We start from the raw sequence: 23,650 nt of genomic DNA, 5'->3' as shown, positions 1-23,650 counted from the left end.
ATGATCATCCTTTCTGTTCTTGTGTTTCCATTCCCAGCTGCCGGACGGAGACGGACGGAAGTTCGGGAAGGCCGTTTTCCGGTCGGTCGAGGTAGAAATAAGCGGTCGAGGCGTAATCGTCCTCCCGGTAAAAGTTGTACCAGGCATCCCATATGGCGTTTTGTTCGCTGAGCTTGTAGCCGGGAACCTCAAAGAGCTTTTTGAAACCGCTGCGGCTGGAATCCGCGCTCACGATTTGGAGTTTCACGCCCGCATGCAGGAGGGCCAGAACCTGTGAACAGGGAGCGCCGCCGATTTGCTGCACGCTTACGCGGATATTTTCCTTAAAGTACACGGGATCAACGGTGTGCTGCCTGTAAAAGGCGAAGCGGCCGGATTGCGGATCGGATTCCAGACTGCCCTGCGTGCGGTGCGCGTAAACGCCCTGTCCCCATGCGGTGCCGATGTAGTCTTCGATGCCTGTGCCAGCAAGCGTCGGCAATGCGCCGTCGCCGTCGACGTACATCTTTACCTCACCCTCGCCGAACCAGGTCTGCTGGTATTTTTCGTCGAGCAGCACGCCCAGGCTGACGCCGAGGAGGCGCCCGTGCCCGTAAACACAGGGCAGCACCGTGTAGTCACGCAGCAGGCGCGTCGGCGCTTCGCGGTTCCAAAATGCGTGGAAGTAGAGCGCTTCGTCGGGCTTTAGCGGTTCGAGCGTGAAATCGACGTCGTAAAACAGGCGCTTGATGGGTACGGCGGATTCGTTCTTGAGCAAGATGCGCGCGCCGGTAAAGAAGGGCATGGGCACAAAGCAATTAAAGGATCGTCCCTCCGGCGAGGAAAACAATTCGGATTCAAAGGGGTGCGGCAGGGCGAGCCCATGGCCGAAAAAGTCGGCGAGCGGGCAGCAGACAGCGGGCGTCCTGGCGCCGTCCCAGTACATGGAAAGCGTCAGGGCACGCAGCGTGTGCGGCGAACGGTCGGAAAGCGTCATCCAGATGCGGCGAATGACCCCGCTTCCAGAGGCATTTAGAAGCGTCACGGTCTGGCCCGGCGCGAGGGATTCAAACGCGTGCCCTTTGGCGCAGCCGTTTTCGTGCGCCCCGGCTCCGGGCTGCGCAGAGGGATTTTCAAAGTCCGCCCAGCGTGAAACCGCCTGCCGGTTGGGACGAAAGTAATCCATAGATCTCATCCTTTCACGCCGGACGTTACGACGCCCTGTACGAAATATTTCTGGCAAAACAGGTAGAGCGAGAGCACGGGCAGCACGGTCAGCAGCGACATGGCCATGAGCGGCCCCAGATCCTGCGCGCCGCCGTACTGGCTTTTGAATGTGTTCAAACCGATCGCAAGGGTGAATTTCTTGGGATTGACCAGATAGATCATCGGAGCGAAGTAGTCGTTCCAAGCGCCCACGAACGTGAACATGGTCACGACGAGCAGGGAAGGCTTCGCGTTGGGCAGGTAGATGCGCGCGAAGATGCCCGGCCAGGTGGAACCGTCGATCATGGCAGACTCCGCCAGCTCCTTGGGAATGGAGGCAAAAAACTGCCGCAGCAGAAAGATGTTGAATGCGCCGCCGCCTAAAAAGGCGGGGAGAATCAACGGCAGGTAAGTGTCTACCCATTTGAGGTTGGAATAGAGCACGAACATGGGAATCAGCGTGACCGTTCCGGGAATCATCATCGTGGCGAGCAGGATTGTGAAGAGCAGGCCTTTGCCGCGCGCGTGAAGACGCGCAAAACCGAACGCCACCATGGAGCTGGAAAGCAGCGTGCCGACGATGGTCATGGTGGTGATGAACGCCGTGTTGACAAAATAGCGGTCAAAGCCCGAGACAGCCAGCCCCTCTTGAAAGGAGCGGAGGGTAAACGGGTTTGGAATCCATTCGGGCGGATAAGCGACGATCTGCCGGGGCGTCATGAAGGCGGTTTTGATCATCCAAACGAAGGGGAGCAGAAAGAGAATGCTGCACAGCGCGAGCACGCATTCCCACAACAGGGTGGAAAACACCTTTTTGCGCTTGGCGCCTTGAACGATCGCCATGTCAGTCCACCTCCTCGCGATAATGAACCCAGAATTTAGAGGAACGGAAGATGAAGAGGCTGAGCAGAAGGATCAGCACGAAGAGTCCCCAGGCGAGCGTGCAGGCGTAGCCAAAGTCCATGTATACGAATGCCGTCTTGTAGATGTGCAGGCCGTACACATAGGTCGCATACATCGGGCCGCCCTCGGTCATGATCTGCGGCTGTGCGAAAATCTGAAGGGAATTGATGATTCCCATGATGAGATTAAAGAAGATCACGGGCGTAAGCAGCGGCAGCGTGATTTTAAAGTAGACCTGTCTGGAAGAAGCGCCGTCGAGCGCGGCGGCCTCGTAGTATTCATCGGAAATATCCTGAAGCCCGGCGAGCAGGATGAGCATCTGCCCGCCGCAGGTAAAGATGTTCATGATGATCAGCGAGGGCATGGCCCAATGCTCGTCGATGAGCCAGCCGGGGCCCTGAATGCCCACGAGGCTGAGCAGGTCGTTGAAGATGCCCGTAAAGGGATTGTAAAGCTGGCTCCATACGATGTAGACGGCGACGCCTGCGACGACGGAGGGCAGATAAAAGATCGAGCGGAAGAAGTTGCTCAGCGGCATGCGCCGGTTGAGAAGCTGCGCGAGAAAGAGCGCGACGACCATATTGAGCGGGACGGTGACGAGCGCATAGAAGAACGTATTGCCGACGCTCTTCCAGAAGAGGCTGTCCTGAAACAACATGGTTTGGATGTTTTTGAGGCCTGTAAAATTTGGCGCGCTGACGCCGTTCCACTTGCTGAACGCTGCGTAGAGCGAATAGAGCATTGGTCCTGCGGTGAAGCAGATAAAGCCGATCAGCCAAGGGCTGATGAAGAGGTAGAACATGCGGGATGTGTCCATCGCGGAGCGCCTGCGCCGGCGCGAAGGGATGCGTGCGGTCATGGGACTTCCCTCCTTATGACGGGATACGGCGCGGCGCGCCGTCGATGAAAGGGCCGGCAGGCACGCCGTGCGGGTTTACCGCACGGCGATGCCCACGCCTAAAAATCCGGGCTTACTGCGCCAGCAGCGCCTCACAGTTCTTCTGGATGTTTACGACGGCCGTATCGAGATCCTGCTTGCCGTTAATCACCAGCTTGTACTGGTTTTGAATCTCGTCGTTGAGCTTGCCCCAGACGCCGCTGGTTTCCCAACCGGTAGCGTAGTCGAGCATTTCGACGAAGGCCATCTTGTTATAGGGCTCATTTCCGTAAAAGTCATTGAGGTACGCCTCGCTCGTGGCGTAGCTGGTCAGCATCGGCACGCCGATAGGCGCGGAGTGCGCCTGCGCTTCTTCGGTGGCGGTCATGAATTTGATGAAATCCCATGCCTCCTCGGGGTGCTTGGTGCTCGCGGACATCGTCCATCCATCGGCAAACAGGTTGCCTTGCCAGTGGCCGTACTGCTCGCTGCGCGGCAGCGGCACGACGTCCCACTCAAAGGCGTCGCCGATGGTCTTGGAGAAGGCGGCCATTTCCCAGGGGGCGGTGATCGCCATGGCAAACTTTCCGGTTTCAAAGCCGCCGCCGATCGCGTCCGCGACCACGTCGTCAGGAGATACCTTCAGCTCGCCTACCATTTTTGCGAAGAGGCCCAGCGCATGCTTGAAGGATTCGTTGTCCTGCGCGTTTACGGTGCGCGTCTGCGTGTCGTAGACAGGCTGGCCGTACAGGTTGCGATAGAGGTTATAAGGCCAGCCGCTCAGGTTCATGCCGTAAATCTGGCTGCGGCCCGAGCCGGAGGTCAGCTGCTTGGCGATGTCGATCATCTCTTCCTCCGTCCAATCGGAGGCAGGATAGGCGATACCGGCCGCATCCAGCATGGTCTTGTTGTAGACTACCGCGGGGATTTTGTAGATATACGGCGCTGCGTAGACGTGTCCCTCACCGTCGGAAAGCACGTCCAGCGCGCGCTGGTTCCAGATTCCTTCAAGCAGTCCGTCGCGTTCCATGTAAGGCGCCAGATCGGCGAAGACTCCCTCGTCGCGGAACGGGGCGAGAATGTCGTTGGCGATGCCCATCACGTCGGGCGCCGTGCCCGAGGCGAACCAGGTCTGCAGCTTGGTCGGGTATTGGCCGCCATCGGTGTAGGTGCATTCAATTTTAACGTTCGGGTGCGCGTCCATGTACATTTGGGCGAGCTTTTCTTTGATGGGGATTTCGTCGTTGTTCCCCCAGAAGGCAAAGGTCAGCGTGATCGGTTCCTCTGCCTGGCAGAACGCCGGGACGAACAGTGTGCACAGCAACGAGACGAGCGCGAAGATGGAAAGCAGCCGAGTTTTCATGGGATCCCTCCTAAGTAATAAGATTTGTTCTTACCAATTTGGTGTAACACCAAATCAATAGATAACAAAATCGTTTTTATTAAGCGCATTATAGCACACGCATGTATTCGCGTCAATGAAATATAGAACAAAAACGTTATTTATTTTGTAAAAATGGGTGATTATAGACAGAACAAAAAGGCGGAATGCTCCCGATACGGGTATATATTAGGTTAGATATCTGCTTACAATGGCGTTATTGTGTGCCGAAAATAGATAAATGCATTTTTTATGCACGAAAAGCGTGTGTTTAAAGCTATGGAAAACAAAAACGATTTTTCTTGAAATCGTGAAAACTTCATGATACAATAATCTGTAAATAAATTGGGTCGGGGGAATCTGATTGAACGACACGAGAAAAAAGCGCGTCACGATTAAGGACGTTGCCCAGCTTGCCGGGGTTGCGCCGTCTACGGTTTCCTTTGTGCTCAACGGGACAAAGGGTCAGACGATTTCGCTGGAGACGCGGGAACGCATTTTTCGCTGCGTGGAGCAGCTTGGATACCGGCCCAACTATTCCGCCAGCAGAATCCGCAGCGGCAGCGCAAAGACGATAGGGGTTGTTGCGACCTATAAGGTAAACAGCCTGTATTTCCTCGATCTCATCAATGGCATCATGGAAGAGGCCAATCGAGCGGGATACGCCGTGATGATCTGTCCGCCGTCCGGGAAGGAGAGCGAGTCTCCCTGTCTGAACTACTATCTGGAAGGGCGAATTGATGGAATTGTCTTTATTTCCTCGGCACACAGCGAAGAGAAGTCCCGCGAGTGCGATTATATCGCTCTTTTTTGCAAGCACCATATTCCATTTACCGTCCTTTATGGCTATACGGACTTTCCGGGTGTCGGCTACGCAAACACCCATTTTTACGAGGACGGCCGACGCGCGTGCAGCCTGCTTATCGAGCGGGGCTGCCGTCGTATCTGCTATATAGGTCCGCTGGATAAGGACAACCGTTCGCTGTACATGCCGCAGACGGAACGGGATCGTATTGACGGGTACGCCGACGCGATGAATGCGGCAGGGCTGCCCGCGCGGGTGCTCCACTTCCCTCGCGACTTCCATGCGGGTGACTACGGCGCGCTCGTCCAGACCGTCCGGGATGCCGGGGCAGACGGCTTCGTGACCTGCTGGGCGACGTACGGCCTTCAAATGCTCTCTCTGCTGCGGGATGCAGGGCTGGGCGTGCCGGGAGATGTGCGCGTGATTGCGCTCGATTCCCTGCCGTACCTTCAGCACACCTCTCCGCCGTTGTCGGCGATGCGCATGCCCTTTCGCGAGATGGCGCAATATGGAACCCAAGTCCTGCTAAAGCTGCTCGCAGATGGAACGTATGAGCCGGTCAGCAAGCGGTTTGACGCCATCCTTGAGATACGGGGATCGGTATAAAAAAGCCCGCCTTCTTGGCGGAAGCGGAAGAAAAAGGGCGGCAAAGCTTGCCGCGTCAAGGGGAAAGCGAAGAAACGGCGGTATGCCCATCGGGCATACCGCCGTTTTAATTGGATGCGGGGTCACTTACGCGCCGAAGGACTCGTCGCTGTCGTCGCCGGCTTCGATGGATTCCATGTTGCCGTTGGCGTCGGGCTTAGGCGTGCGGGTCGGCTTCGGGGTACGGGTGGGTTTGGGCGTCTTGGTGGGCTTGGGCGCTTCCAGCGTCTTCGCACCCTCGACGGAGTCACCCTCGGAGGAGTCGTTGACCAGCGTGATCGGCTGGGTATTTTCCACGACCTGAACGAACGTCTTGCCGGGCATCAGCTCCAGCTCGTTGCCTTCTTCGTCGAAGAACACCATGCGCTGCGCGAGCGTCTCCATGTCGTTGCTGTTGGTCTTCTTGTTGTCCTTCGCGCGCACCCAGGTGCCGCGGATGTAGCGGCCGTTCTGGAAGACTTCCAGCGTGCCCTGGCCGGTCAGCGCGACGACCGGGCGAGACGGATTGTTCTTGTACCAGGAGATGTCCGTGCGAATGACCAGAACGTTCGCGTAGGAGCACTGCACGTCGTTGTTCAGATCGATGTACGGCTCGCCGTTGTAAAAACGGTCGTAGGTGCGGGTCGCCTCGTTGTACGTATAGGAGGCGATGTAGTTGTTCTTGTACTCGATGGTCAGGCCCAGCGCGCTGGCGCCGCGGTCGAGGCCCTCCTCGTTGAAGAGGAAGGGATGCATCTTGCTCGTAGAGCCGTCGCCTGCGGCCAGAACGCCGGCGACATCGCCCTTGACGTTATGCGGATTGAAGTGTCCGCCTTCCTTTTCGCGGGGGAAGAGGGCGGCGTAACGGTTGGGCATGCCGTCGACGAAGGGATAGACGAAAGCGCCCTTCGACCACTTGTCCTTGTGGTGTTCCTTCCAGAAGTCCTGCACGGAGGTACCCTTGGCGAGCTGCATGCCGTAGTACATGATCGGGCAATCCCACATCTCGCGCAGGTCTGCGAAGGACAGACGGGCGGAACGGATCGGGCCGGAGCCGGTCGGGATCTCGCTCATGTAGATCGCCAGGCCGCGGGTCGAGCCGTCCTTCTGGATCGGAATCTCGTACATCAGGTCGGCGGAAGAGACGCCCCAGTGCGGCAGCGCGTCGGGATGCGTGTCGATGGTGGACATGATCGGCTGATAGGTGCCGACCCAGCCCTCGCCGGTGATCGGGTTGATGCCGTCTTCTACAGGGTTGTCCGGGAAACCGCCGTTCGGCACTTCGACCAGAGCCTTTTCGGAATAGGACTTGTCTGTATCCGTGAGCTCAAGGTACTGTAGGTCCGCAAACGCGAGGCTGGGAACCGCGAGCAGAGCAGCCACCAGCATCAGGGATGCGATCCGGGTGAACTTACGCAAGAAAGAGCACCTCCAATATAATTGTTTCAGACATGCGTATGATGAGAGACATCTCTATTATCATAACGTAAAAGGGCAAAAGATGCAAGAGTGAACAGGGAATTACCAGCCATTTTACGTATAGATCGCACAGAGGTCTCCCCTCGCCGGGTGTCGTATATTAGACGCCATAAAGTGCCAAAACGTTGCAGGGGAACAAAAAAAATTATCGCATACGGGAAGAAAGCACAAATATGCAGGAATGCTTTGGGAAGATTCAATTTTTGAACCGGAATTTCTTTTTGTGGCAGGAAAACACCGGACTGCGTAGAATATAGTAAAACTGAATGCAAGAAAGAAATGGCCGCGATTCGTTTTCCTCCTGCCTTGCGGCACTGGGCAGGGATAGACGGTCGGCCTTAAGGGAGGATTTCTGCGATGTCGCTGACGCTTTCCAAGGTTTGCTGCCAGGTTTCTCCTTCTCCGACGCTCTCCATTGACGCGCGGGCGAAGGAAATGAAGGCCCAGGGGCTTGACGTCGTGGGGTTCGGCGCAGGCGAGCCCGATTTTGACACCCCCGAGTACATCCGCGACGCGGCGAAATACGCGCTCGACCATGGTTACACCCGCTACACCCCCGCGGCGGGCATGATGGAGCTGCGCAAGGTCATCTGCAAAAAGCTCGCGCGCGACAACGGTCTACATTACGAGCCCAGCCAGATCATCGTCGGCAACGGCGCGAAACACTCGCTGTTTTCGACGTTTACGGCGATCCTGAACCCCGGGGACGAGGTCATCATCCCGGCGCCATACTGGGTCAGCTACCCTGAAATCGTCCGCATGGCGGGCGGCGTGCCGGTCTACGTGCCGATGAACCCGGACAAGGAATTCGCCTTTTCTGCGGAGGACATCGCTCCTTACGTGACCGAGCGCACGAAGGCGTTGATTCTGAACAGCCCGAGCAACCCGAGCGGCGCCGTGCTGAGCGAGCGGGCGCTCGAGAGCATCGCCCGTCTCGCCGTCGAAAGGCAGTTTTACGTCGTCTCCGACGAGATTTACGAAAAGCTGATTTACGATGGATGCCGCCATATCTCCATTGCCTCGCTTGGAGAGGACATTTACAACCAGACGATCGTCATCAACGGCATGTCCAAGGCCTACGCCATGACAGGCTGGCGCATCGGGTACGCGGCGGGGCCGCGCGAAATCATTCGTGCGATGAGCAACTACCAGAGCCACGCGACCAGCAACCCCAACGCGGTCGCGCAGTTCGCCTCCATCACGGCGTTGGAGGGCGGCGAGGAGCTGATGCAGGCGATGGTGCGCGAATTCGACGCGCGCCGCAAGTTCATCGTGCAGGCGATCAACGACGTGGAAGGGCTGTCGTGCCCAACCCCCAAGGGCGCTTTTTACGTGATGATGAACGTGAGCGCGCTCATCGGCAAGCGCTATCGGGGCGAGACGATCAAGGGCTCGATGGATTTCGCGGCGATGCTGCTCGACGCGCAAAAGGTGGCCGTCGTGCCGGGCGCGCCGTTCGGCGCGGAGGGCTACTGCCGCTTGTCCTATGCGACCAGCCTGTCGAACATCGAGAAGGGCATTTCTCGCATCGCGGCGTTCACCCGCATGCTCATGGACTGATGGAGTTTACCTTGCCGCCGCCGGCCGTATGGCCGGCGGCCTTTTGTTTTGGGGAGGAGCCTGTCCGGCGCTTGCCGCCGCACGAAAGAGAGGGCTTCGCTCTTGCTTTCAAGCGAAGCCCTCTGGAAGGGATGGATTTTATTACTTCTTTTTCTTCACGCCGATGAAGACCGCCGCACCGATGGCGACGAGAACGAGCACGACCAGGATGATCCACCAGGGGAAGGGGGCCTTTTGCACCGGTGAAGGCTCCGCCGTTGCGGGTGCGTCGGTCGCGGGCATCGGCGTCGCGGTGGGGATAGGCGTAGGCGCGATCGTCGGCGTTGCCGTAGGAATTGCGGTAGGCTGAGCCGTCGGCACCGCAGTGGGGATGGGCGTAGGCGCGACCGTCGGCGTCGCGGTGGGAATGGCCGTCGGCGCAGGCGTCGCAGTAGGAGCGACCGTGGGCTCTGCCGTCGGCCTTTCGGTGGGCAGCGGCGTTTCATCGATTCTCGCAATGGCCGGAATGGCAGGCGGCTCTTCCTGCGTGCCTAGGGACGCAGCGTCGGAGGGCGTGGCCGTCATCGCCGCCCGATCGTCCGCCGGATCGACGAATGCAAAGGATAGTGGCTTGCCATCTGCGTCCACCGCCAGGAAACCGTATGTTTCGCCGTCCGTCGTGGCATAAGCGCGGGTGTGCGTCTGCCCGTCCGGCGTTTCAAAGGCGTACAGGCCCGGCTTTCCCTCGACGGGCGTATAGCCTTCGGGAAGGGTGTCCGATGCGGGCAGCGCGTCCTGCGGGGCGAGCGCATAGCCCATCGTCGCGAGGGCCTCTTCGTCCGCCGGATCGACTGGCGTGAAGCGGAGCGCGTTCCCTTCCGCATCTGCGGGCAGGAAGACGCCGCGTTCCGCGTCGTAAACCCGGTAAAGCATGTCTCCGCCGGGGGTTTTCAGCTCATACAGGCTCTGCGCGCCATCGACCGCTACGTAATAGAAGGGAGCGTCTTCCGGCACGCCGGGCACATAGCCGAGCGCAGCGATCTGGGCGTCACGCGAGGAATCGGCGGGGATGGCATCTTCTGTGACCCGGCCTTGGGCGTCCGAGGGGACGAAAGCTGGTTCGCCGCCATCCAACCTGCCGAACACACGGTATTCCGTCTCTCCGTCAGGCCGGTCGAATCGGTAGACCGTATTCCCGCCGGAGATTTCCGGCACATAATACGCGGGAACGTCCGACTCGTCGGGCGTCAGCGCAGCAAAGTGCGGAACCGCCGTCGGGGTGGGCGAGTAGGTGTCGGGGTGGGCGTGGGTGTCGGAGTAGGCGTGGGTGTCGGGGTGGGCGTCGGAGTAGGCGTGGGCGTCACAGTAGGCGTAGGCGTCGGTTTGACGCTGCCGCTGTGCGCCGTGAAATAATAGAAGACCTGTCCTCGGATTGCCCCGTTCATGTCCCGCGCGGTGAAAGAGAGGCGAATCTTTGCACCATCACGGGCACGTTCCGGCAGGGTAAAGCTGATCTCCCTGAAAGCGGGCGTATCGTTCTTGCTGTCCGCCGCGATTCGGCAAAGGCGTTCCCCGGCCAGATTGACCTCCAGGTAGGTGTCGATTCGGCTGTCCTCGGAGACGAGGACGTCAGAGGACAGAGACAGATGAACCTCGTCCCCCTTCACGTAGACGGGCAGGCCCGTCCAGTGATAGACGTGCTTCACCTGGGCGTCGGTCGCCAGGCGGGTGATGTCGAGCGTTATGGACGCATCGTCCGCAAGGCGTTGCTCCATCTCGTAGCCGGGCAGTACTTCGCCCTCGACGGTGGAGGCGACGCCTTCCGCCGTAGAAGAGGCGCTGAACGCTTTGTGTGCGGAAACCTCCGGCGTGTTGACCGCGATGTGATCCACCTGCCAGTATACCTCCTGCACGGCAGAGGCGCGTTCCGGCTCAAAGATGGTGCCGTCGGCCAGCGCCCCGACGCACGTGCAGCACAGCAGGCACGCGCAAAGGAATATCGTGAGTACCCTTCTGCTTTCGTAAAACAACGCAGCAGCCCCCTTAATAATTGAAACTAAACCCAGGACAGGCATAGTTGCCCATCCAAATGCATACAATAATCTATCTTCAATTTATACCATAAAGGGACGGGAAAATCAATCGAAGTCCGGTGAAATACCAAAATAATGCGGGAACGACCGACCGCATGGAAATGGGCAGGTTCCACAGAAAATTGGTACTAGCAAAATGTGTCCTGTTGGGTTATAATGAAAAAAAGAACAAAAGGAGGGATTGACCATGATCCAGATTATCTTTGGCAAAAGGGGATCGGGCAAGACCAAACGCATTATAGATATGGCGAACGCGTCCGTCGGCGAGCAGAAGGGCAGCGTTCTCTTTATCGACGACGACAGCCGCTATATGTATGACCTCAAGCATCAGATTCGCTTCATCGATGCGAGCGAATATGGCATTAAGGGCGAAACGCTGTTCACCGGCTTCCTGAATGGCATCCTCGCCAGCAACTTCGACGTGAGCCTCATCTTTATCGACGCGTTCCTGCACCTGGTCGATACGGCTAAACCCGACATTTCCAAGCTCGAGGGCTTCTTCAAGATGCTCGAGGAGCTTTCCGCGCGCTCCAACGCGAATTTCGTCATCAGCCTGAGCGAAGATCCCGCGCTGGTGCCGGAGTGCATCCGCAAATATCAGATTTGACAGCAAGCGGCCGCAGGCGGCTGCATGCCCCCTTCCCGAAACGGGGAGGGGGTTTTCGGTATCCCAACCGGCGCAGGCGCCCCTGAACCCTTTGAGCGTACACGAGGAGGAGTATCCATGCAGTTTGTTGGTACAAGAACCGGCGCGGCCGGCGCGGTCAGCGCGTCCCGGGCGATCCTGCGCGGCTTGGCGGAGTCGGGCGGCCTGTACGTGCCCGAACGCTTTCCGTCCTTCTCCCTTTCGGACATCGATGGAATGCGGGAGATGACCTATGCCCAGCGGGCTGTGAGGGTGCTCCGCTCGTTTCTCGAGGACTTTTCGGAGGAGGAGCTGCAGGCAGCGGTGAGCGCGGCCTACGGTTCGTTCGACGATCCGCGCGTCGCGCCGCTGCGTCCTGTACGGGAGGGCGTCTCGGCGCTGGAGCTCTATCATGGCCCGACGCTTGCGTTCAAGGACATGGCGCTGCAGCTGCTTCCGCACCTGATGACGCTGTCCATGAAAAAGAACGCGGAGGCGCGCGAGGTGTTCATCCTCGTGGCGACGTCCGGCGACACGGGCAAGGCGGCGCTGGCGGGCTTTGCGGACGTACCAGGCACGCGCTGCGCGGTGTTCTACCCGCAGGCAGGCGTGAGCGAGGCGCAGCGCCTGCAAATGGTGACCCAGCACGGGGACAATACCCACGTCATCGCCGTGCGCGGAAATTTCGACGACGCGCAGACCGGCGTGAAACGCATCTTCGCGGACGCGGACTTTGCCGCCGCCATGGACGCGCAGGGGCGCGTGCTTTCCTCTGCCAATTCGATCAATTTCGGTCGGCTTGTACCGCAGGTCGTCTACTATTTTTCGGCCTACGCGGATTTGCTCCGCGCGGGGACGATCCTTCTCGGCGATCCGGTCAACTTCTGCGTGCCCACAGGCAACTTCGGCAACATCCTCGCCGCCGAATACGCACGGCGCTGCGGTCTTCCCATCGGGCGCCTCCTCTGCGCCTCCAACGGCAACAACGTGCTTGCGGACTTCATGGAAACGGGACGTTACGATATTTCAGGGCGCGCGTTTTACCGGACGATTTCCCCCTCGATGGATATCCTGATCTCTTCCAACCTGGAGCGGCTGCTCTTCGAGCTGTGTGGGCGCGATCCTAAGCAGGTGCGCGGATGGATGGAGGCACTCAGGACGGGAAGCCGCTATGACATCGGCAACGAAAACCTGTGCGCGATGCGGGCGGTCTTCGCGGGCGGATTTACGGACGACGCGGGGACGCGCGAAGAGATCCGCCGCACCTATGCGGAGGACGGCTATCTGATGGACCCGCACACGGCCGTCGCCTCGCACGTGCTTCGCGCGTATCAGGAACAAACGGGCGACAGGACGCCCTCGGTCATCGTATCCACCGCAAGCCCGTACAAGTTCGGGCGCCCGGTGCTGGAAGCGATCGCGGGAACGCTGGCGGCGGAAGGGCTTGACGACTTCGGCTGCTGCGGTGTACTCGCCGCGCGAACCGGCACGCGCGTGCCTACGCAGATTGCGGAGCTGCCCACGATGCCCGTGCGCCATAAGCGGGTCTGCGAGAAAGACCGAATGGAAGAGGCGCTGCTGGAAGCGCTTTCGGGGAAAAACGGGATGTAAACGCGCGGGGCGCGGACGGTTTCGTCCGCGCCCCGCAAGGCTGGAGGTTCTATGCGCAATCAAAAGAAGAGCGCGGGCACCTGGCTGCGCCAGGTGCTGTCGGTCGTGGTCAGCGTGGCGCTGCTCGCATACGTGCTCGCCCAAGCGGACTTTGCAAAGCTTATGGAGACGCTGCGCGCCGTGAAAGCGCAGGACCTGCTCCTCGCGTCGGCGCTGCTCGTGCTCGCCGACCTGTTCATGGCGGCGAAGTGCTGGGTGCTCAGGCCGAGTATGCCGGTGCGGGGCACCCTCATGAGCTATTTTAAGCTGCGTTTTTTTGCGCTGCTTCCCGGCGGCAACGTCACGGGCGAGGCGGCCAGGCTCATGGCGCTGCGCGAGATGACGGACGGCTACGTCGCGACCTCGATCATGATCGTCGACAAGCAAACACAGATGATCCCGCAGCAGGTGCTGTGCCTGATCGGCCTTGCGCTGGCCGCCGTGCCGGTTCATGGAATCTTTTTCTTCCTGTCCGGCTTTACCCTTGCGTGGGCGTTGCTGGTGCCGGGCACGCTGCTCCTTTCGCCCGTACGCGTCCTCGCGCTGCGTTTTGCGAAGTGGGTGCGGGGCGTCCGCTTTCGCTTTAGCCGCGTCGTTGCGGAGGAAATCGAAAGCCTGTGCCGGGCCTGCGGCGAGCTTGCGCAGCGCCCCGCGGCCATCGCCGTGCATCTGCTGCTGGGCCTTGGCAGCGATCTTTTGATCATCGGCGCGCAGATGCTGATCGCAAGGGCGCTCGGCTTTACCATCTCTCCGCTCGATTGGCTCTGGCTGAATGGAATTGTGAGCATTGCCATGTGTCTGCCCTTTTCTGTGGGCGGCATCGGGCTGCGGGAAGGCGCGATGACTTCCATGCTTGGACTCTTCGGCGTGGAACCCTCCGTGGGCATGCTGCTGCCGCTTACGGTTTCTTCGCTCACGCTGCTCAAGGGCATTGCGGAGGGCGTGATCCAAATGGGAGCGGGCCGGCTTGATCGGAGCAAAGTAACAAATTCGTAAAAAAATTAAAAAATATGCAACCTTTTCCTCTCTTTTTTCATCTTATAGATATAGATGCTGTTGAAAGACGGCGAAAGCTGAAAAAAGGGGAGGAAAAACGATGGCTTATTTCTTGAAGCGCGCACTGACGCTGCTGATGGCGCTGGCACTCCTGTTTAGCCTGCCTGCGGCGACGCAGGCGGAGGACATCGAATACCAGAACTTTACGATCCAGTATAAGGACGGACAGTTGATCGTCGCACAGGGAAACGCCGCGTATTACGTGGACGAGCTGCCTACGGCGCCGGAGAGCTTTGCGCTCTTTACCCTGCCGGACGACTACGAGACGCTGGTGCTCACCTACGAAAAGGACGGACAGCGGGTGTTTGCCCGTCTGCCCAATGCGGGCGACGTGGTGCTCGACGGCGTGTTTCCCGACGTGATTTTTGCGGCTGAAATCACGGATGTCCGGCTCGATCTGGAGACGGGTGCGAGCGTGAAGAACCTGACCGCAGCGGCGCCGCTGATGCTGGAAGTACGCGGCAGCGTAGGCGCGCTGAATCTTTCCCAGGACGTGGAACTGACCCTCGTGGGCAAGGCGTCCTCGCAGGGTACGGTGGATCTTTCGGACATCCCCCTGGATGCCTGGACCGAACAGCTGCAGGGGAACGCAGCAGGCACGACGACCGTAACGGTCGACTGGACGAAGCCCGTGCAGGTGCAGACAAGCGCGTACACCGTGACCTCTGCCGCCAAGCCGGAGCGCGAAGCCGTGACCAAATGCAGGATCTGCGGCAGCACGAAGCATACCCGGCCGACGAAGCTCAGCTGCGGGCACTATAAGTGTAAAGTCAAAAGCGGGGACAAGTCCCATGAGACGAAGCTGACGTGCGGCGAATACGAGTGTCAGGTGAAGGACAAGGACGATCCCATCCATACGCAGAAGCAGCCCTGCGGGCATTACCTCTGCGTCGTGAAGGGACACGAAAAGGATCATGCCCTGTATGCCTGCGGCAAACACTACATCTGCGGGGACAGCAAGGCTGAAAGCCACATGAATTGCCCGGCCTGCGGCAAGCCGCTGTGCGAAGGGGAACATGCGCACAAGACGCTGGGCTGCGGGCACGCGGAGGGGCTGGTCGAGGGCGACCACAGCCAGCTTCCCTGCGGCAAGCACTACGCCTGCTCTGTGACGAACGTAAAGGAGCACGCGCTCTGCGCGGCCTGCGGCAAGGGGCTTTGCGAGGGCAACCACAGCGCGCTGTCCTGCGGCCTGCACTATGCCTGCGCCACGAGCGACGGGCCGGGGCACAAGGCCTGCGAGCGCTGCGGCAAGCCCCTTTGCAACGGGGACGACCACAGTAAGTGTCAGGCGCCGACGCCCAAGCCGGTAGAAACGCCGACGCCGGAACCGGAGGAAAAGCCGTCGGACGAGCCGGTAGAAACGCCGACGCCAAAGCCGGAATCGACCCCGTCGGAGAAGCCGGGCGAGCCCGCGACCCCGTCGGAGGCCTGAGCATATAAAGCCGCCCCTGCGAATTTTGCGGTTCGCAGGGGCGGTATTTTGCGCTTTTACGCACGCTTCCGTTCCATTTCCTCCGCTTCGCTCTCCAGCTCCGGCAGGGTATCCAGGTATTCCTCCGGCAGGTTTTGCGGACGGTAGGTGGGAATCACGCGCTGCAGGCAGTTGCGGATGTGGTGGGGATCTTGGGTGATGGCACCCCGCAGAATGTCCATGCGCTCGCAGACATCCGCGTAGGACAACTCGAGCGGACGGCCGATCTTGATGCCCTTGCGTCCCGACTCGCGCAGGCCCTCCTCGTCCATGAGCACTTCCTCGTAGAGCTTTTCGCCGGGGCGAAGGCCTGTGTAGACGATGGGAATGTCCACGTCCGGCTCGTAGCCCGAAAGGCGGATCATGTCGCGCGCCAGGTCGTCAATGCGCACGGGCTGCCCCATGTCTAAGATAAAGATTTCGCCGCCCTCGGAAAGCGAGGCCGATTGCAGGACCAGGGAAACCGCCTCGGGAATCGTCATGAAGAAGCGCGTGATATCCCGGTGCGTGACGGTGACGGGGCCGCCCTGCGCGATTTGCCGCTGGAACTTGGGCACCACGCTGCCGTTCGTGCCCAGAACGTTGCCAAAGCGTACCGCGGAAAAATGTGTCTCGCTCTCGTGCTCGTAGCTTTGCACGATCATCTCCGCCATGCGCTTGGTAGCGCCCATCACGCTGGTGGGATTGACCGCCTTGTCGGTGGAGATCATTACAAAGCGCTTGACGTGGAATTCGTTGGATATGCGCGCCACGTTGTTCGTGCCGAAGATGTTGTTCTTGACGGCTTCGCAGGGGCTGTGCTCCATGAGCGGGACGTGCTTGTGCGCTGCCGCGTGAAAGACGACCGCCGGGCGCTCCAGCGCAAAGACCTCGCGCAAGCGGTCCACGTCCTGCACCGAGCCGATGTGTACCCGCAGGCGTTCAGCATTTTCCGGGGTCTCAAGCAGCTCCTGCTCGATGGCGTAGGCGTTGTTTTCGTAGAAGTCGAAGACGACGAGGCGTTTGGGTCCGTAATGCATGATCTGCCTGCACAGCTCCGAACCGATGGAGCCGCCGCCGCCGGTCACGAGGACGACCTCGCCCTTGAGTATGGAGGAAACCTCGCTGTTGTCCAGGCGCACGGGCTCGCGGCCCAGCAGATCCGCGACGTCGACCGGGCGAACGTTTTCCACCCGGCAGTCCACGGTCTCCTCTACGCTGAGCAGCCTGCGCATTTCACAGCCGGTAGACTTGCAAAGGGTGAGGATGCCGCGCATCTGCTCGCCCGTCGCGGTGGGAATGGCGATGATGATCGTATCGATGGACTTGCGCGATACGATGTCGATCAGCTGACTGCCCGTCCCCAGCACGGGTACGCCGCGGACGCTGCGCCCGACTTTGGCCGGGTCGTCGTCGATGAGACAGACGATGCGGTCCGCGTTGTCCGGCGCGAGGCGGATGGAGTCGATCAGCGCCGCACCGGCGATGCCCGCGCCGTAGATCAACAGGCGGCGCGATTCCTTGCCGTCCCTGCGCCCGTTCCTGCGTTCCTCGCGGTGCTTTTTTTTCTTGCGGGCCAGCAGCATGTAGCGGTACATGAAGCGGCTCATGGAGGTGGTGCCCGCGATGCACAGGAACGCGAGCAGGAAGATCTTCGCGGAGCGGACGGGGAGCTGGAACAGGTAGACGATCAGCATGACCAGCCCGAATCCGATGAAACAGCCCAGAATATGGGCGATGCGGTCGGTCGGATCGGCATAGAGCCAGAGCTTGTTATAGGAGCGCATGAAAAAACAGGAGACCAGCGTACAGACGATCTGCAGCGGCAGCAGCTGTTTAAATTCCGACATATAGCGCGCGGGGATGTTGCCTTCAAAACGCATCCAGTAGGCAAAATAGAAGCTCAGGGTGACGAGGCACGCGTCGAGCACCATGAGCATGTAATTCGGCCGGTAACGCTTCATCTTTTATGACACCTCATTGGAGAGAGATTCCTCCGCGGGCAGGGATACCATCGTCGGAATATGACCCGTGTGCGGGAGGTAGATGTTCAGAAAATCCTGTGTGGAAAGGATAAGGGTCGCCGTGTTGACACACGGGTGAAACGCGACGCGCTTGCTGCGCGGCAGGTCGCTGTCGACGAGCAGCCGCACCCGTCCCTGCGGATCGTTTAGGAGGCCCATCGGGCTGACTGCGCCCGCATAGAGGCCGAGGTATTCGGGCAGCAGCTCCTCCGGGGCGAAACTGAGCCGGGAAACGCCGAGCTGCCCAGAGACGGAGGCGGTATGAAATACCTTATCCGGAAGCGCCAGCAGCAAATAAAACTGCGACTTTTGCCGGTTGCACAAAAACAGGTTTTTGCAGTAGACGACATCCGGCTCCGGGACGAGCGCCGTGCAGTCGTCCATGGTGCGCACGGCCTCGTGCTGCGTTACAGTAAACGGAATATCCAGGGCGCGCAGCGCATCGTATGTTTTTTGTTCCCGATCCGTCACGAAACCCCTTCTTTCTCGCCTTTTAGCGCGGCGGCGTCCCGCCGCGCGGATAGCATACGGTCAATCGTTTATTATACACATAAAGTCATGTTTTGGCAAGCATAGGCAGATTTTTGCAAGCGGCTTGTTGTAGGCGTACAATACATATTGGACAGTAGAAGAAAAAAAGGATGAAGGATATGGCCTCATCGGTTATAGTTGGAGTTGCGGACAACAACTATACGAGAGGGGGCCACATCCTTCATGAGCAAGAGTATAACACAGGACATGGCATATCGGCAATCCCTGATGAAGTATGCGGTGAAATACGGCGTGAGCCGGGCCAGCCGGAAATACAACAAGAGCCGGTCGTATATCTACTTCTGGAAAGCTCGCTGGGATGGGAGCATGGCCTCCCTGGCCTGCCAGTCCCGACGTCCCCACAGTCATCCCAACCAGCATACCGAAGCAGAGCTGAAGCTGATCCGGGATATGCGCCGCAGAGATCCCAAACTAGGTATGGTGGAACTGTGGCACCGCTTACGTCGGCGGGGATATACCCGCCGCCCGGAGAGCCTCTTCCGCGTAATGCGGAAACTAGGGTTATTCCCACAAGTAGAGAAGAAGCCGGCTTATAGGCCCAAGCCTTATGAGCAGATGACCTATCCTGGACAGCGCGTTCAGGTGGATGTGAAGGTGGTGCCCCGCCGCTGTATCGCGGACCCGGAGCTGCGCCTGTTTCAGTACACTGCCATGGATGAGTTTACCCGACTGCGCTTCCTGGCCGCTTACCCTGAGCAGTCCACCTATTCTTCCGCTGACTTTCTCAAAAGGCTGTTCAAGTGGTATGCCCGCCGGGGTATCCGGGTAGAGTGTGTCCAGACCGACAACGGCTTTGAATTCACCAACCGCTTTTCCAACAGCAAACGCAATCAGGTGACTCTGTTTGAGAAAACGGCTGCTGATCTGGGAATTCGGCATAAGCTCATAAAACCATACACACCTCGCCACAACGGTAAGGTTGAACGCAGTCACAGAGAAGACCAAAAGCTATTCTACAATACCTACTCTTTCTTCTCGCTCGATGACTTTGGTGGGCAGCTAGCTGCCCACCAAGCTCGCACCAACAACAGACCGATGCGCCCTCTCAATTGGGTTTCGCCTAGGGAGTTCCTCCTTGCTTTCACTGTCCAAGATGTTTGACAAACCTACAAGGCAGATTTTTGCAAGCGGCTTGTGCGAGGCATCCAAACGTGTTAAAATGAGGAAAAGCAAAGAAACGGCAGGAGATGAATACGATGAAAAGAAGAATCGGCATCCTGACCAGCGGCGGCGACTGTCCGGGCCTGAATGCGGCCATTCGGGGCGTCGCCCGCGCATCCTATTCGATGTTCGACACCGAGATCATCGGCATTCAGGACGGGTACAGCGGCCTGATCGAGGGGGATTACAGGCCGATGCGCCGGGAAGAGTTTTCCGGCATCCTGACGCTGGGCGGTACGATCCTGGGCACGAAGCGCACGCCGTACCGCAACATGCGCGTGATCGGCGACGACAACGTGGACAAGGTCAAGGCCATGAAGGAAAACTACAAGAAGATGAAGCTCGACTGCCTGGTCTGTCTGGGCGGAAACGGCACGCACAAGACGGCCAACCTGCTCGCGGAAGAGGGGCTGAACGTCATCGGCCTGCCCAAGACGATCGACAACGACATCTGGATGACGGATGTGACGTTCGGCTTCCATACTGCGGTGGACATCGCGACGGACGTGATCGACCGTATCCATACGACGGCGGCCAGCCATGGGCGCTGCATGGTCATTGAGATCATGGGCAACAAGGCGGGCTGGCTCACGCTGTACGCGGGGCTGGCGGGTGGCGCGGACATCCTGCTGCTTCCCGAAATCCCCTATGACATCGACAAGGTCGCCGCGGCGGTCGAAGCCCGCGCGAAAAATGGCAAGGACTTTTCCATCATCGCGGTTGCGGAGGGCGCGATGACGCAAAAGGAAGCCGAGATGAAGAAGAAGGACCGCCTGCAGGCGCGCGCGGATCAGAACTTCAGCGGCATCGCGGCGCGCATCGCCAAGGAACTGGAAGCGATGGCCAGCGTCGAGGCGCGCGCGGTGGTGCCCGGGCACATTCAGCGAGGCGGCTCGCCCAGCGCTTATGACCGCGTGCTGGCCACCCGCTTTGGCGTGCACGCCGCAGAGCTTATTCGCGAAGAGAACTATGGACAGGCCGTCGGCATGCAGGGGGCCGAGGTTGGGCACAATCCTCTCTCAGAGGTGGCAGGCAAGACGAAGTTCGTGCCGCGCGACCACGAAATGGTGCGCATCGCCAAGAACATGGGCATCAGCTTTGGCGAATGAAATATCCGAAGGACAGGCATTGACCTGTCCTTCGGTTTCATTTGACATTGGGGCGGCGATGCCGTATAATATCTTCCGTTATGGATAGACCGTTTGCACCCGTAGCTCAGTAGGATAGAGCGTCCGCCTCCTAAGCGGAAGGCCGCGCGTTCGAATCGCGCCGGGTGCGCCAGAATGCCGGAGGCCGGGGCCTTCGGTTTTTTGATGCAGAAAAGGAGACGGAGGAAGCTTGCGCTTCTTCCGTCTCCTGTGCTATAGAGGGGATTATTCGGTCACAGTGATGGAGCTGACCTGGTCGCCCAGGGTGATGGTGTGCTCGCCAGCCTCGAGGGTGACGTCCATCTCGACCACGCGCCAGCTGCCGCCGGTGACGGTCATGACCTTTTCCGCGATCACGTTGTCGCCATCTGAAAATGATTTTTTACTCCACGACGATGGTCTCGGACAAATCGGAAATACTGATGGTATGCTCGCCTGCATCCAGCGTCAGCTCAATCGTCACAACGCGGAATTGGCCGCCAGCTATGGATACGAACTTGGAGGCAATCAGTTGATCGCCGTCGTAGACATCGGCGTTCAAGCAGGTATCATCCCCATTGTTTTTCACGATGAAGCTGATATCAAAAGGAACGCCTGCCTTTTGAGTAGCCTTTACTGCCTTGCGCACCGTGCGCATGCTGCCTCTGTTCTCTTCCTCAACGTCCTGAACTACAGTGGGTACGACAAGCGTGTTGATATCGACGTCCGGCACAGCGTTGTATTTCATGCCGAAGTTTGCCGTGTAAAGCACGTCGCCCAAATTGTCAGGAACCAGCAGGGATGGATTTTCGCGAATCGCTGCGGCCAGATACAGCCGCGTCGTATCGTCCAGCCCCATGTCATACTGCAGGTCACCCCAGGACAGCAGATACGCATCAGCGTCGCGGGCGATTTCATAGACCAGCTTGCCGCTGGGCTCACGAACGCCAAACAGCATATCCGCAGTTACAGACGGATAGCAATAGCGATAGAATCCAGGCAGCGCCGTGCCGTGGTCAGGCAGATTGTTGTAGGTCTGCATCAGAATCGCCGCGCAATTTGCGGTCTCGTAAGAACCGGGTTCTACACCGATGACGCCGCGCCCGCCCGCAGCTTCTCCTTCCACAACCAGCACGATGGGCTTTTGGGCATCCTGGGCGTCCTCGATGATCATCTCATAGGCGTCGTCCAGCGCTGTCATATGCAGCACAATCACGTCGGCTTCATCCATATTTTCAACGACTGTGGCATACGCGCCAATGGCAATGCTGTCCTTCTCCCTGGTCTCGGCCGCGTTGCTGTCGACAAACACCTTGCTGCCCTTCGCCAACGGCAATATGTCGCCGTCGTTCTTCATGAGCACGGTGGACTTCACCATGAGGCGCTCATCCAGTTCATTCATGTAATCTGTACGAGCGCGGATGATATCCTCAACTGTCGTCAGCTCAAACTGCTCCGCCTTATAGGCATCGCTTGCGCACAGCTCCAAAAGCTCTTCACGTGAATTATACGGATCCTCAAACAGGCCCAGGTTGAACTTTGCACGCAAAGCGCGAGAAATGGCCTTGTCGACGATCGCAACGTCCAGTTTACCCAGCTCGATCTGTTCCTTTACAGTATCAGGCCAGTAGATGGAGTCAAAGCTGTTGGAATTGTAGTAGTTTGAGGTGTCAAGGCCATGCTCAACGCGGAACACGCCAAACTGGTCGATACCGCATTCCAGCATACGGGCAAACAGCTCACCGGGGGTAAAGGTAGACAGATCCCGTCCGTCATTGGTAAGGCCTGTGGTGGCCACAGCGCCGTTGAACAACGGCCAGTCGGTTACCAATACGCCGTCAAATCCAAGCTCGTTGCGCAGATAGCCGATCGTTTCGGAGTCATACAGGATCGGGGTGTTGTTCAAGCCCATTCCGTTGTTCATCATGATGGTGGACGTCTTGCCTTCCTGTACGGCAGCTCTCCAGCCAACCATAAAGTTTTCCCACAATTGCGCTGCAGAACGGGCGCTTTCGAAGCTATTGCGACCGCCGCGGGCAATATAATGCTTGGTCATGGCGTTGACGCCATTTTCTTCATATGCTCTGGTCTCCGCCACGATCATCTTGGCGATGTTGTTTACCTCGTCGCCATACCAGCTTCCCATTTCCACACCGTAGCTATGGAAGATGGTGGTGTAACCCATAGCGTTCATTTCCTTGGAATACTGAGCGACCATTTCATACAAGAGCTCCGGATCATGCGCAACGCCAAAGGCATAATAAGGCATATTGATCATAGAGCCCCAAGTGTTGTAAGGGCGATCCGTTTCAAAAGAAATCGGGATGCCAAGGCTGGCGGACTCGCCGATCTCTTGAATCGCATTCAGCACATCAAGCTGCTCGATGGGCGTGCCCGTTGCGCTATAGGAATAGTGCGTTACATGGTTGTTCGTGATTTCATACCACATCGATCGATAGTTGATGCCATCGATCTCCACATGATCGTCCTTGCTGTACAACCACTCATCCTGCATAGGATAGATGGGAGAAAATGCACCGCCCGTGAAGCAGTTTGCCAGCATGCCCAGTTTCATGTCCATGGACATCTGTGACAACAGATCAGCCACCCGGTCTTCGACATCTGCGCGCCAATCTTCATAGACATCCAGTTTGCCGTTCCGATTCAGGTCTTTGAATGCGTAGCCATCTTCCTCCAGAATCTGCACGCCGGACTTTTCGCTATAACTTAATTGTGCGCCGTTTTCATTTATGATGCGTTTGAAGTCGGTATCCAGCGTGATCTCGCTCCACTTGGGGCTTTCTGCAAGCGTCGGAATGCTTAGCATAGAAGCCAGCATAGCGATTACCAGCAACCAAGACAGTTTCTTCATGGCTCAATCTCCTCATATTTAGTTTACTATATTTACGCTGCCGTAATAAAAGTAACCTAGACGATCTCATTCCGCGCCTACAAGCCTCCGCACGGCTAAGCGGTTTCCCGGCGTGGAACAGAAAATCCCTCTCACCTCCTTACCTCATGTTCCAATAAAGAACTCCTGGCAGCCGTCCTTTATTGGTCGCGATTGAGCTTGTACGCCGCTTGCAGCACTACCCGGTCTGCTTTTAGGGTGACCG

At 58.5% G+C, this 23,650-nt stretch carries 19 protein-coding genes and 1 tRNA gene; 9 read left to right on the top strand and 11 right to left on the bottom strand.

Annotated elements, in window-relative coordinates; genetic code table 11:
- Positions 1 to 4: 4 nt before the first annotated feature.
- The 4 genes from C1725_RS18295 to C1725_RS18280 form a co-directional block, all read right to left on the bottom strand.
- Complete coding sequence (locus C1725_RS18295; RefSeq protein ID WP_102413114.1) at positions 5 to 1,165, bottom strand: DUF2961 domain-containing protein; 1,161 nt, start codon at positions 1,163 to 1,165, stop codon at positions 5 to 7.
- 5 nt (positions 1,166 to 1,170) lie between these two features.
- Positions 1,171 to 2,028, bottom strand: a complete 858-nt coding sequence (locus tag C1725_RS18290; RefSeq protein ID WP_102413113.1) for an ABC transporter permease subunit — start codon at positions 2,026 to 2,028, stop codon at positions 1,171 to 1,173.
- Between the two features lies 1 nt (position 2,029).
- A complete protein-coding gene (locus C1725_RS18285; RefSeq protein WP_346026837.1) occupies positions 2,030 to 2,947 on the bottom strand; it encodes a carbohydrate ABC transporter permease in 918 nt (305 codons plus the stop codon).
- 112 nt (positions 2,948 to 3,059) lie between these two features.
- A complete protein-coding gene (locus tag C1725_RS18280; protein ID WP_102413112.1) occupies positions 3,060 to 4,328 on the bottom strand; it encodes an extracellular solute-binding protein in 1,269 nt (422 codons plus the stop codon).
- 382 nt (positions 4,329 to 4,710) lie between these two features.
- On the opposite strand from C1725_RS18280, the gene C1725_RS18275 reads away from it, so the two are divergent.
- Positions 4,711 to 5,757: a substrate-binding domain-containing protein gene (locus tag C1725_RS18275; protein WP_102413111.1), complete on the top strand. Its 1,047-nt coding sequence runs from the start codon at positions 4,711 to 4,713 to the stop codon at positions 5,755 to 5,757.
- Between the two features lie 126 nt (positions 5,758 to 5,883).
- On the opposite strand, the gene C1725_RS18270 is transcribed toward C1725_RS18275, so the two are convergent.
- Positions 5,884 to 7,194 (bottom strand): DUF3048 C-terminal domain-containing protein, encoded by a 1,311-nt coding sequence (locus tag C1725_RS18270; protein WP_102413110.1) that lies wholly within the window; start codon positions 7,192 to 7,194, stop codon positions 5,884 to 5,886.
- A gap of 423 nt (positions 7,195 to 7,617) precedes the next feature.
- Here C1725_RS18270 and C1725_RS18265 point away from each other — a divergent pair, with 423 nt between their 5' ends.
- Positions 7,618 to 8,814 carry a pyridoxal phosphate-dependent aminotransferase gene (locus C1725_RS18265; protein ID WP_346026908.1) on the top strand — a complete coding sequence of 399 codons (1,197 nt, stop codon included), beginning with the start codon at positions 7,618 to 7,620 and terminating at the stop codon, positions 8,812 to 8,814.
- Between the two features lie 141 nt (positions 8,815 to 8,955).
- Here C1725_RS18265 and C1725_RS19565 read toward each other — a convergent pair whose 3' ends face one another.
- Entirely contained in the window at positions 8,956 to 10,008 is a 1,053-nt protein-coding gene (locus C1725_RS19565; RefSeq protein ID WP_346026836.1) for a hypothetical protein, read from the bottom strand.
- Positions 10,009 to 10,040: 32 nt separating this feature from the next.
- Positions 10,041 to 10,823, bottom strand: coding sequence for a hypothetical protein (locus C1725_RS19560; RefSeq protein ID WP_346026835.1), 783 nt, complete (start codon positions 10,821 to 10,823; stop codon positions 10,041 to 10,043).
- 250 nt (positions 10,824 to 11,073) lie between these two features.
- Here C1725_RS19560 and C1725_RS18255 point away from each other — a divergent pair, with 250 nt between their 5' ends.
- From C1725_RS18255 to C1725_RS18240, 4 genes are all read left to right on the top strand, one after another.
- A complete protein-coding gene (locus C1725_RS18255) occupies positions 11,074 to 11,493 on the top strand; it encodes a Cdc6/Cdc18 family protein (protein ID WP_102413108.1) in 420 nt (139 codons plus the stop codon).
- 117 nt (positions 11,494 to 11,610) lie between these two features.
- Positions 11,611 to 13,122: a threonine synthase gene (gene thrC / locus C1725_RS18250; protein ID WP_102413107.1), complete on the top strand. Its 1,512-nt coding sequence runs from the start codon at positions 11,611 to 11,613 to the stop codon at positions 13,120 to 13,122.
- Between the two features lie 51 nt (positions 13,123 to 13,173).
- Positions 13,174 to 14,157, top strand: coding sequence for a lysylphosphatidylglycerol synthase domain-containing protein (locus tag C1725_RS18245; RefSeq protein ID WP_102413106.1), 984 nt, complete (start codon positions 13,174 to 13,176; stop codon positions 14,155 to 14,157).
- Between the two features lie 100 nt (positions 14,158 to 14,257).
- The gene (locus C1725_RS18240) at positions 14,258 to 15,652 is read left to right on the top strand and encodes a hypothetical protein (protein ID WP_102413105.1); all 1,395 of its coding nucleotides are present in this window, start codon (positions 14,258 to 14,260) and stop codon (positions 15,650 to 15,652) included.
- Positions 15,653 to 15,708: 56 nt separating this feature from the next.
- Here C1725_RS18240 and C1725_RS18235 read toward each other — a convergent pair whose 3' ends face one another.
- Together C1725_RS18235 and C1725_RS18230 are read right to left on the bottom strand one after the other, a co-directional pair.
- Positions 15,709 to 17,634: a polysaccharide biosynthesis protein gene (locus tag C1725_RS18235; protein ID WP_102413104.1), complete on the bottom strand. Its 1,926-nt coding sequence runs from the start codon at positions 17,632 to 17,634 to the stop codon at positions 15,709 to 15,711.
- A 3-nt stretch (positions 17,635 to 17,637) separates the two neighbouring features.
- Positions 17,638 to 18,165, bottom strand: coding sequence for a prolyl-tRNA synthetase associated domain-containing protein (locus C1725_RS18230; RefSeq protein WP_346026834.1), 528 nt, complete (start codon positions 18,163 to 18,165; stop codon positions 17,638 to 17,640).
- A gap of 243 nt (positions 18,166 to 18,408) precedes the next feature.
- On the opposite strand from C1725_RS18230, the gene C1725_RS18225 reads away from it, so the two are divergent.
- The 3 genes from C1725_RS18225 to C1725_RS18215 all read left to right on the top strand — a co-directional run bounded on the left by C1725_RS18225 (position 18,409) and on the right by C1725_RS18215 (position 20,688).
- Positions 18,409 to 19,347 carry a DDE-type integrase/transposase/recombinase gene (locus tag C1725_RS18225; protein WP_102413103.1) on the top strand — a complete coding sequence of 313 codons (939 nt, stop codon included), beginning with the start codon at positions 18,409 to 18,411 and terminating at the stop codon, positions 19,345 to 19,347.
- Positions 19,348 to 19,442: 95 nt separating this feature from the next.
- A complete protein-coding gene (locus C1725_RS18220) occupies positions 19,443 to 20,516 on the top strand; it encodes an ATP-dependent 6-phosphofructokinase (RefSeq protein WP_102413102.1) in 1,074 nt (357 codons plus the stop codon).
- Positions 20,517 to 20,611: 95 nt separating this feature from the next.
- Positions 20,612 to 20,688: transfer RNA gene (locus tag C1725_RS18215), tRNA-Arg, on the top strand.
- Positions 20,689 to 20,780: 92 nt separating this feature from the next.
- Here C1725_RS18215 and C1725_RS19555 read toward each other — a convergent pair.
- Entirely contained in the window at positions 20,781 to 20,912 is a 132-nt protein-coding gene (locus C1725_RS19555; protein WP_346026833.1) for a hypothetical protein, read from the bottom strand.
- Positions 20,913 to 20,937: 25 nt separating this feature from the next.
- Positions 20,938 to 23,406 (bottom strand): glycoside hydrolase family 3 N-terminal domain-containing protein, encoded by a 2,469-nt coding sequence (locus tag C1725_RS18210; protein ID WP_102413101.1) that lies wholly within the window; start codon positions 23,404 to 23,406, stop codon positions 20,938 to 20,940.
- Between the last annotated feature and the right edge of the window lie 244 nt (positions 23,407 to 23,650).

The sequence above is a fragment of the Beduinella massiliensis genome (assembly GCF_900199405.1).
Classification (GTDB): Bacteria; Bacillota; Clostridia; order Christensenellales; family Aristaeellaceae; genus Beduinella; species Beduinella massiliensis.
Note: the sequence above shows the minus strand (reverse complement) of the source record. Positions and strands in the feature narration are given on the sequence as shown.

Bases quoted from the DNA above. Each gene is read 5' to 3' on its own strand.
- C1725_RS18295 (WP_102413114.1), bottom strand. From the start codon at position 1,165: ATGGATTACTTTCGTCCCAACCGGCAGGCGGTTTCACGCTGGGCGGAC.
- C1725_RS18290 (WP_102413113.1), bottom strand. From the start codon at position 2,028: ATGGCGATCGTTCAAGGCGCCAAGCGCAAAAAGGTGTTTTCCACCCTG.
- C1725_RS18285 (WP_346026837.1), bottom strand. From the start codon at position 2,947: ATGACCGCACGCATCCCTTCGCGCCGGCGCAGGCGCTCCGCGATGGAC.
- C1725_RS18280 (WP_102413112.1), bottom strand. From the start codon at position 4,328: ATGAAAACTCGGCTGCTTTCCATCTTCGCGCTCGTCTCGTTGCTGTGC.
- C1725_RS18255 (WP_102413108.1), top strand. From the start codon at position 11,074: ATGATCCAGATTATCTTTGGCAAAAGGGGATCGGGCAAGACCAAACGC.
- thrC (WP_102413107.1), top strand. From the start codon at position 11,611: ATGCAGTTTGTTGGTACAAGAACCGGCGCGGCCGGCGCGGTCAGCGCG.
- C1725_RS18245 (WP_102413106.1), top strand. From the start codon at position 13,174: ATGCGCAATCAAAAGAAGAGCGCGGGCACCTGGCTGCGCCAGGTGCTG.
- C1725_RS18240 (WP_102413105.1), top strand. From the start codon at position 14,258: ATGGCTTATTTCTTGAAGCGCGCACTGACGCTGCTGATGGCGCTGGCA.
- C1725_RS18235 (WP_102413104.1), bottom strand. From the start codon at position 17,634: ATGAAGCGTTACCGGCCGAATTACATGCTCATGGTGCTCGACGCGTGC.
- C1725_RS18225 (WP_102413103.1), top strand. From the start codon at position 18,409: ATGAGCAAGAGTATAACACAGGACATGGCATATCGGCAATCCCTGATG.
- C1725_RS18220 (WP_102413102.1), top strand. From the start codon at position 19,443: ATGAAAAGAAGAATCGGCATCCTGACCAGCGGCGGCGACTGTCCGGGC.
- C1725_RS18210 (WP_102413101.1), bottom strand. From the start codon at position 23,406: ATGAAGAAACTGTCTTGGTTGCTGGTAATCGCTATGCTGGCTTCTATG.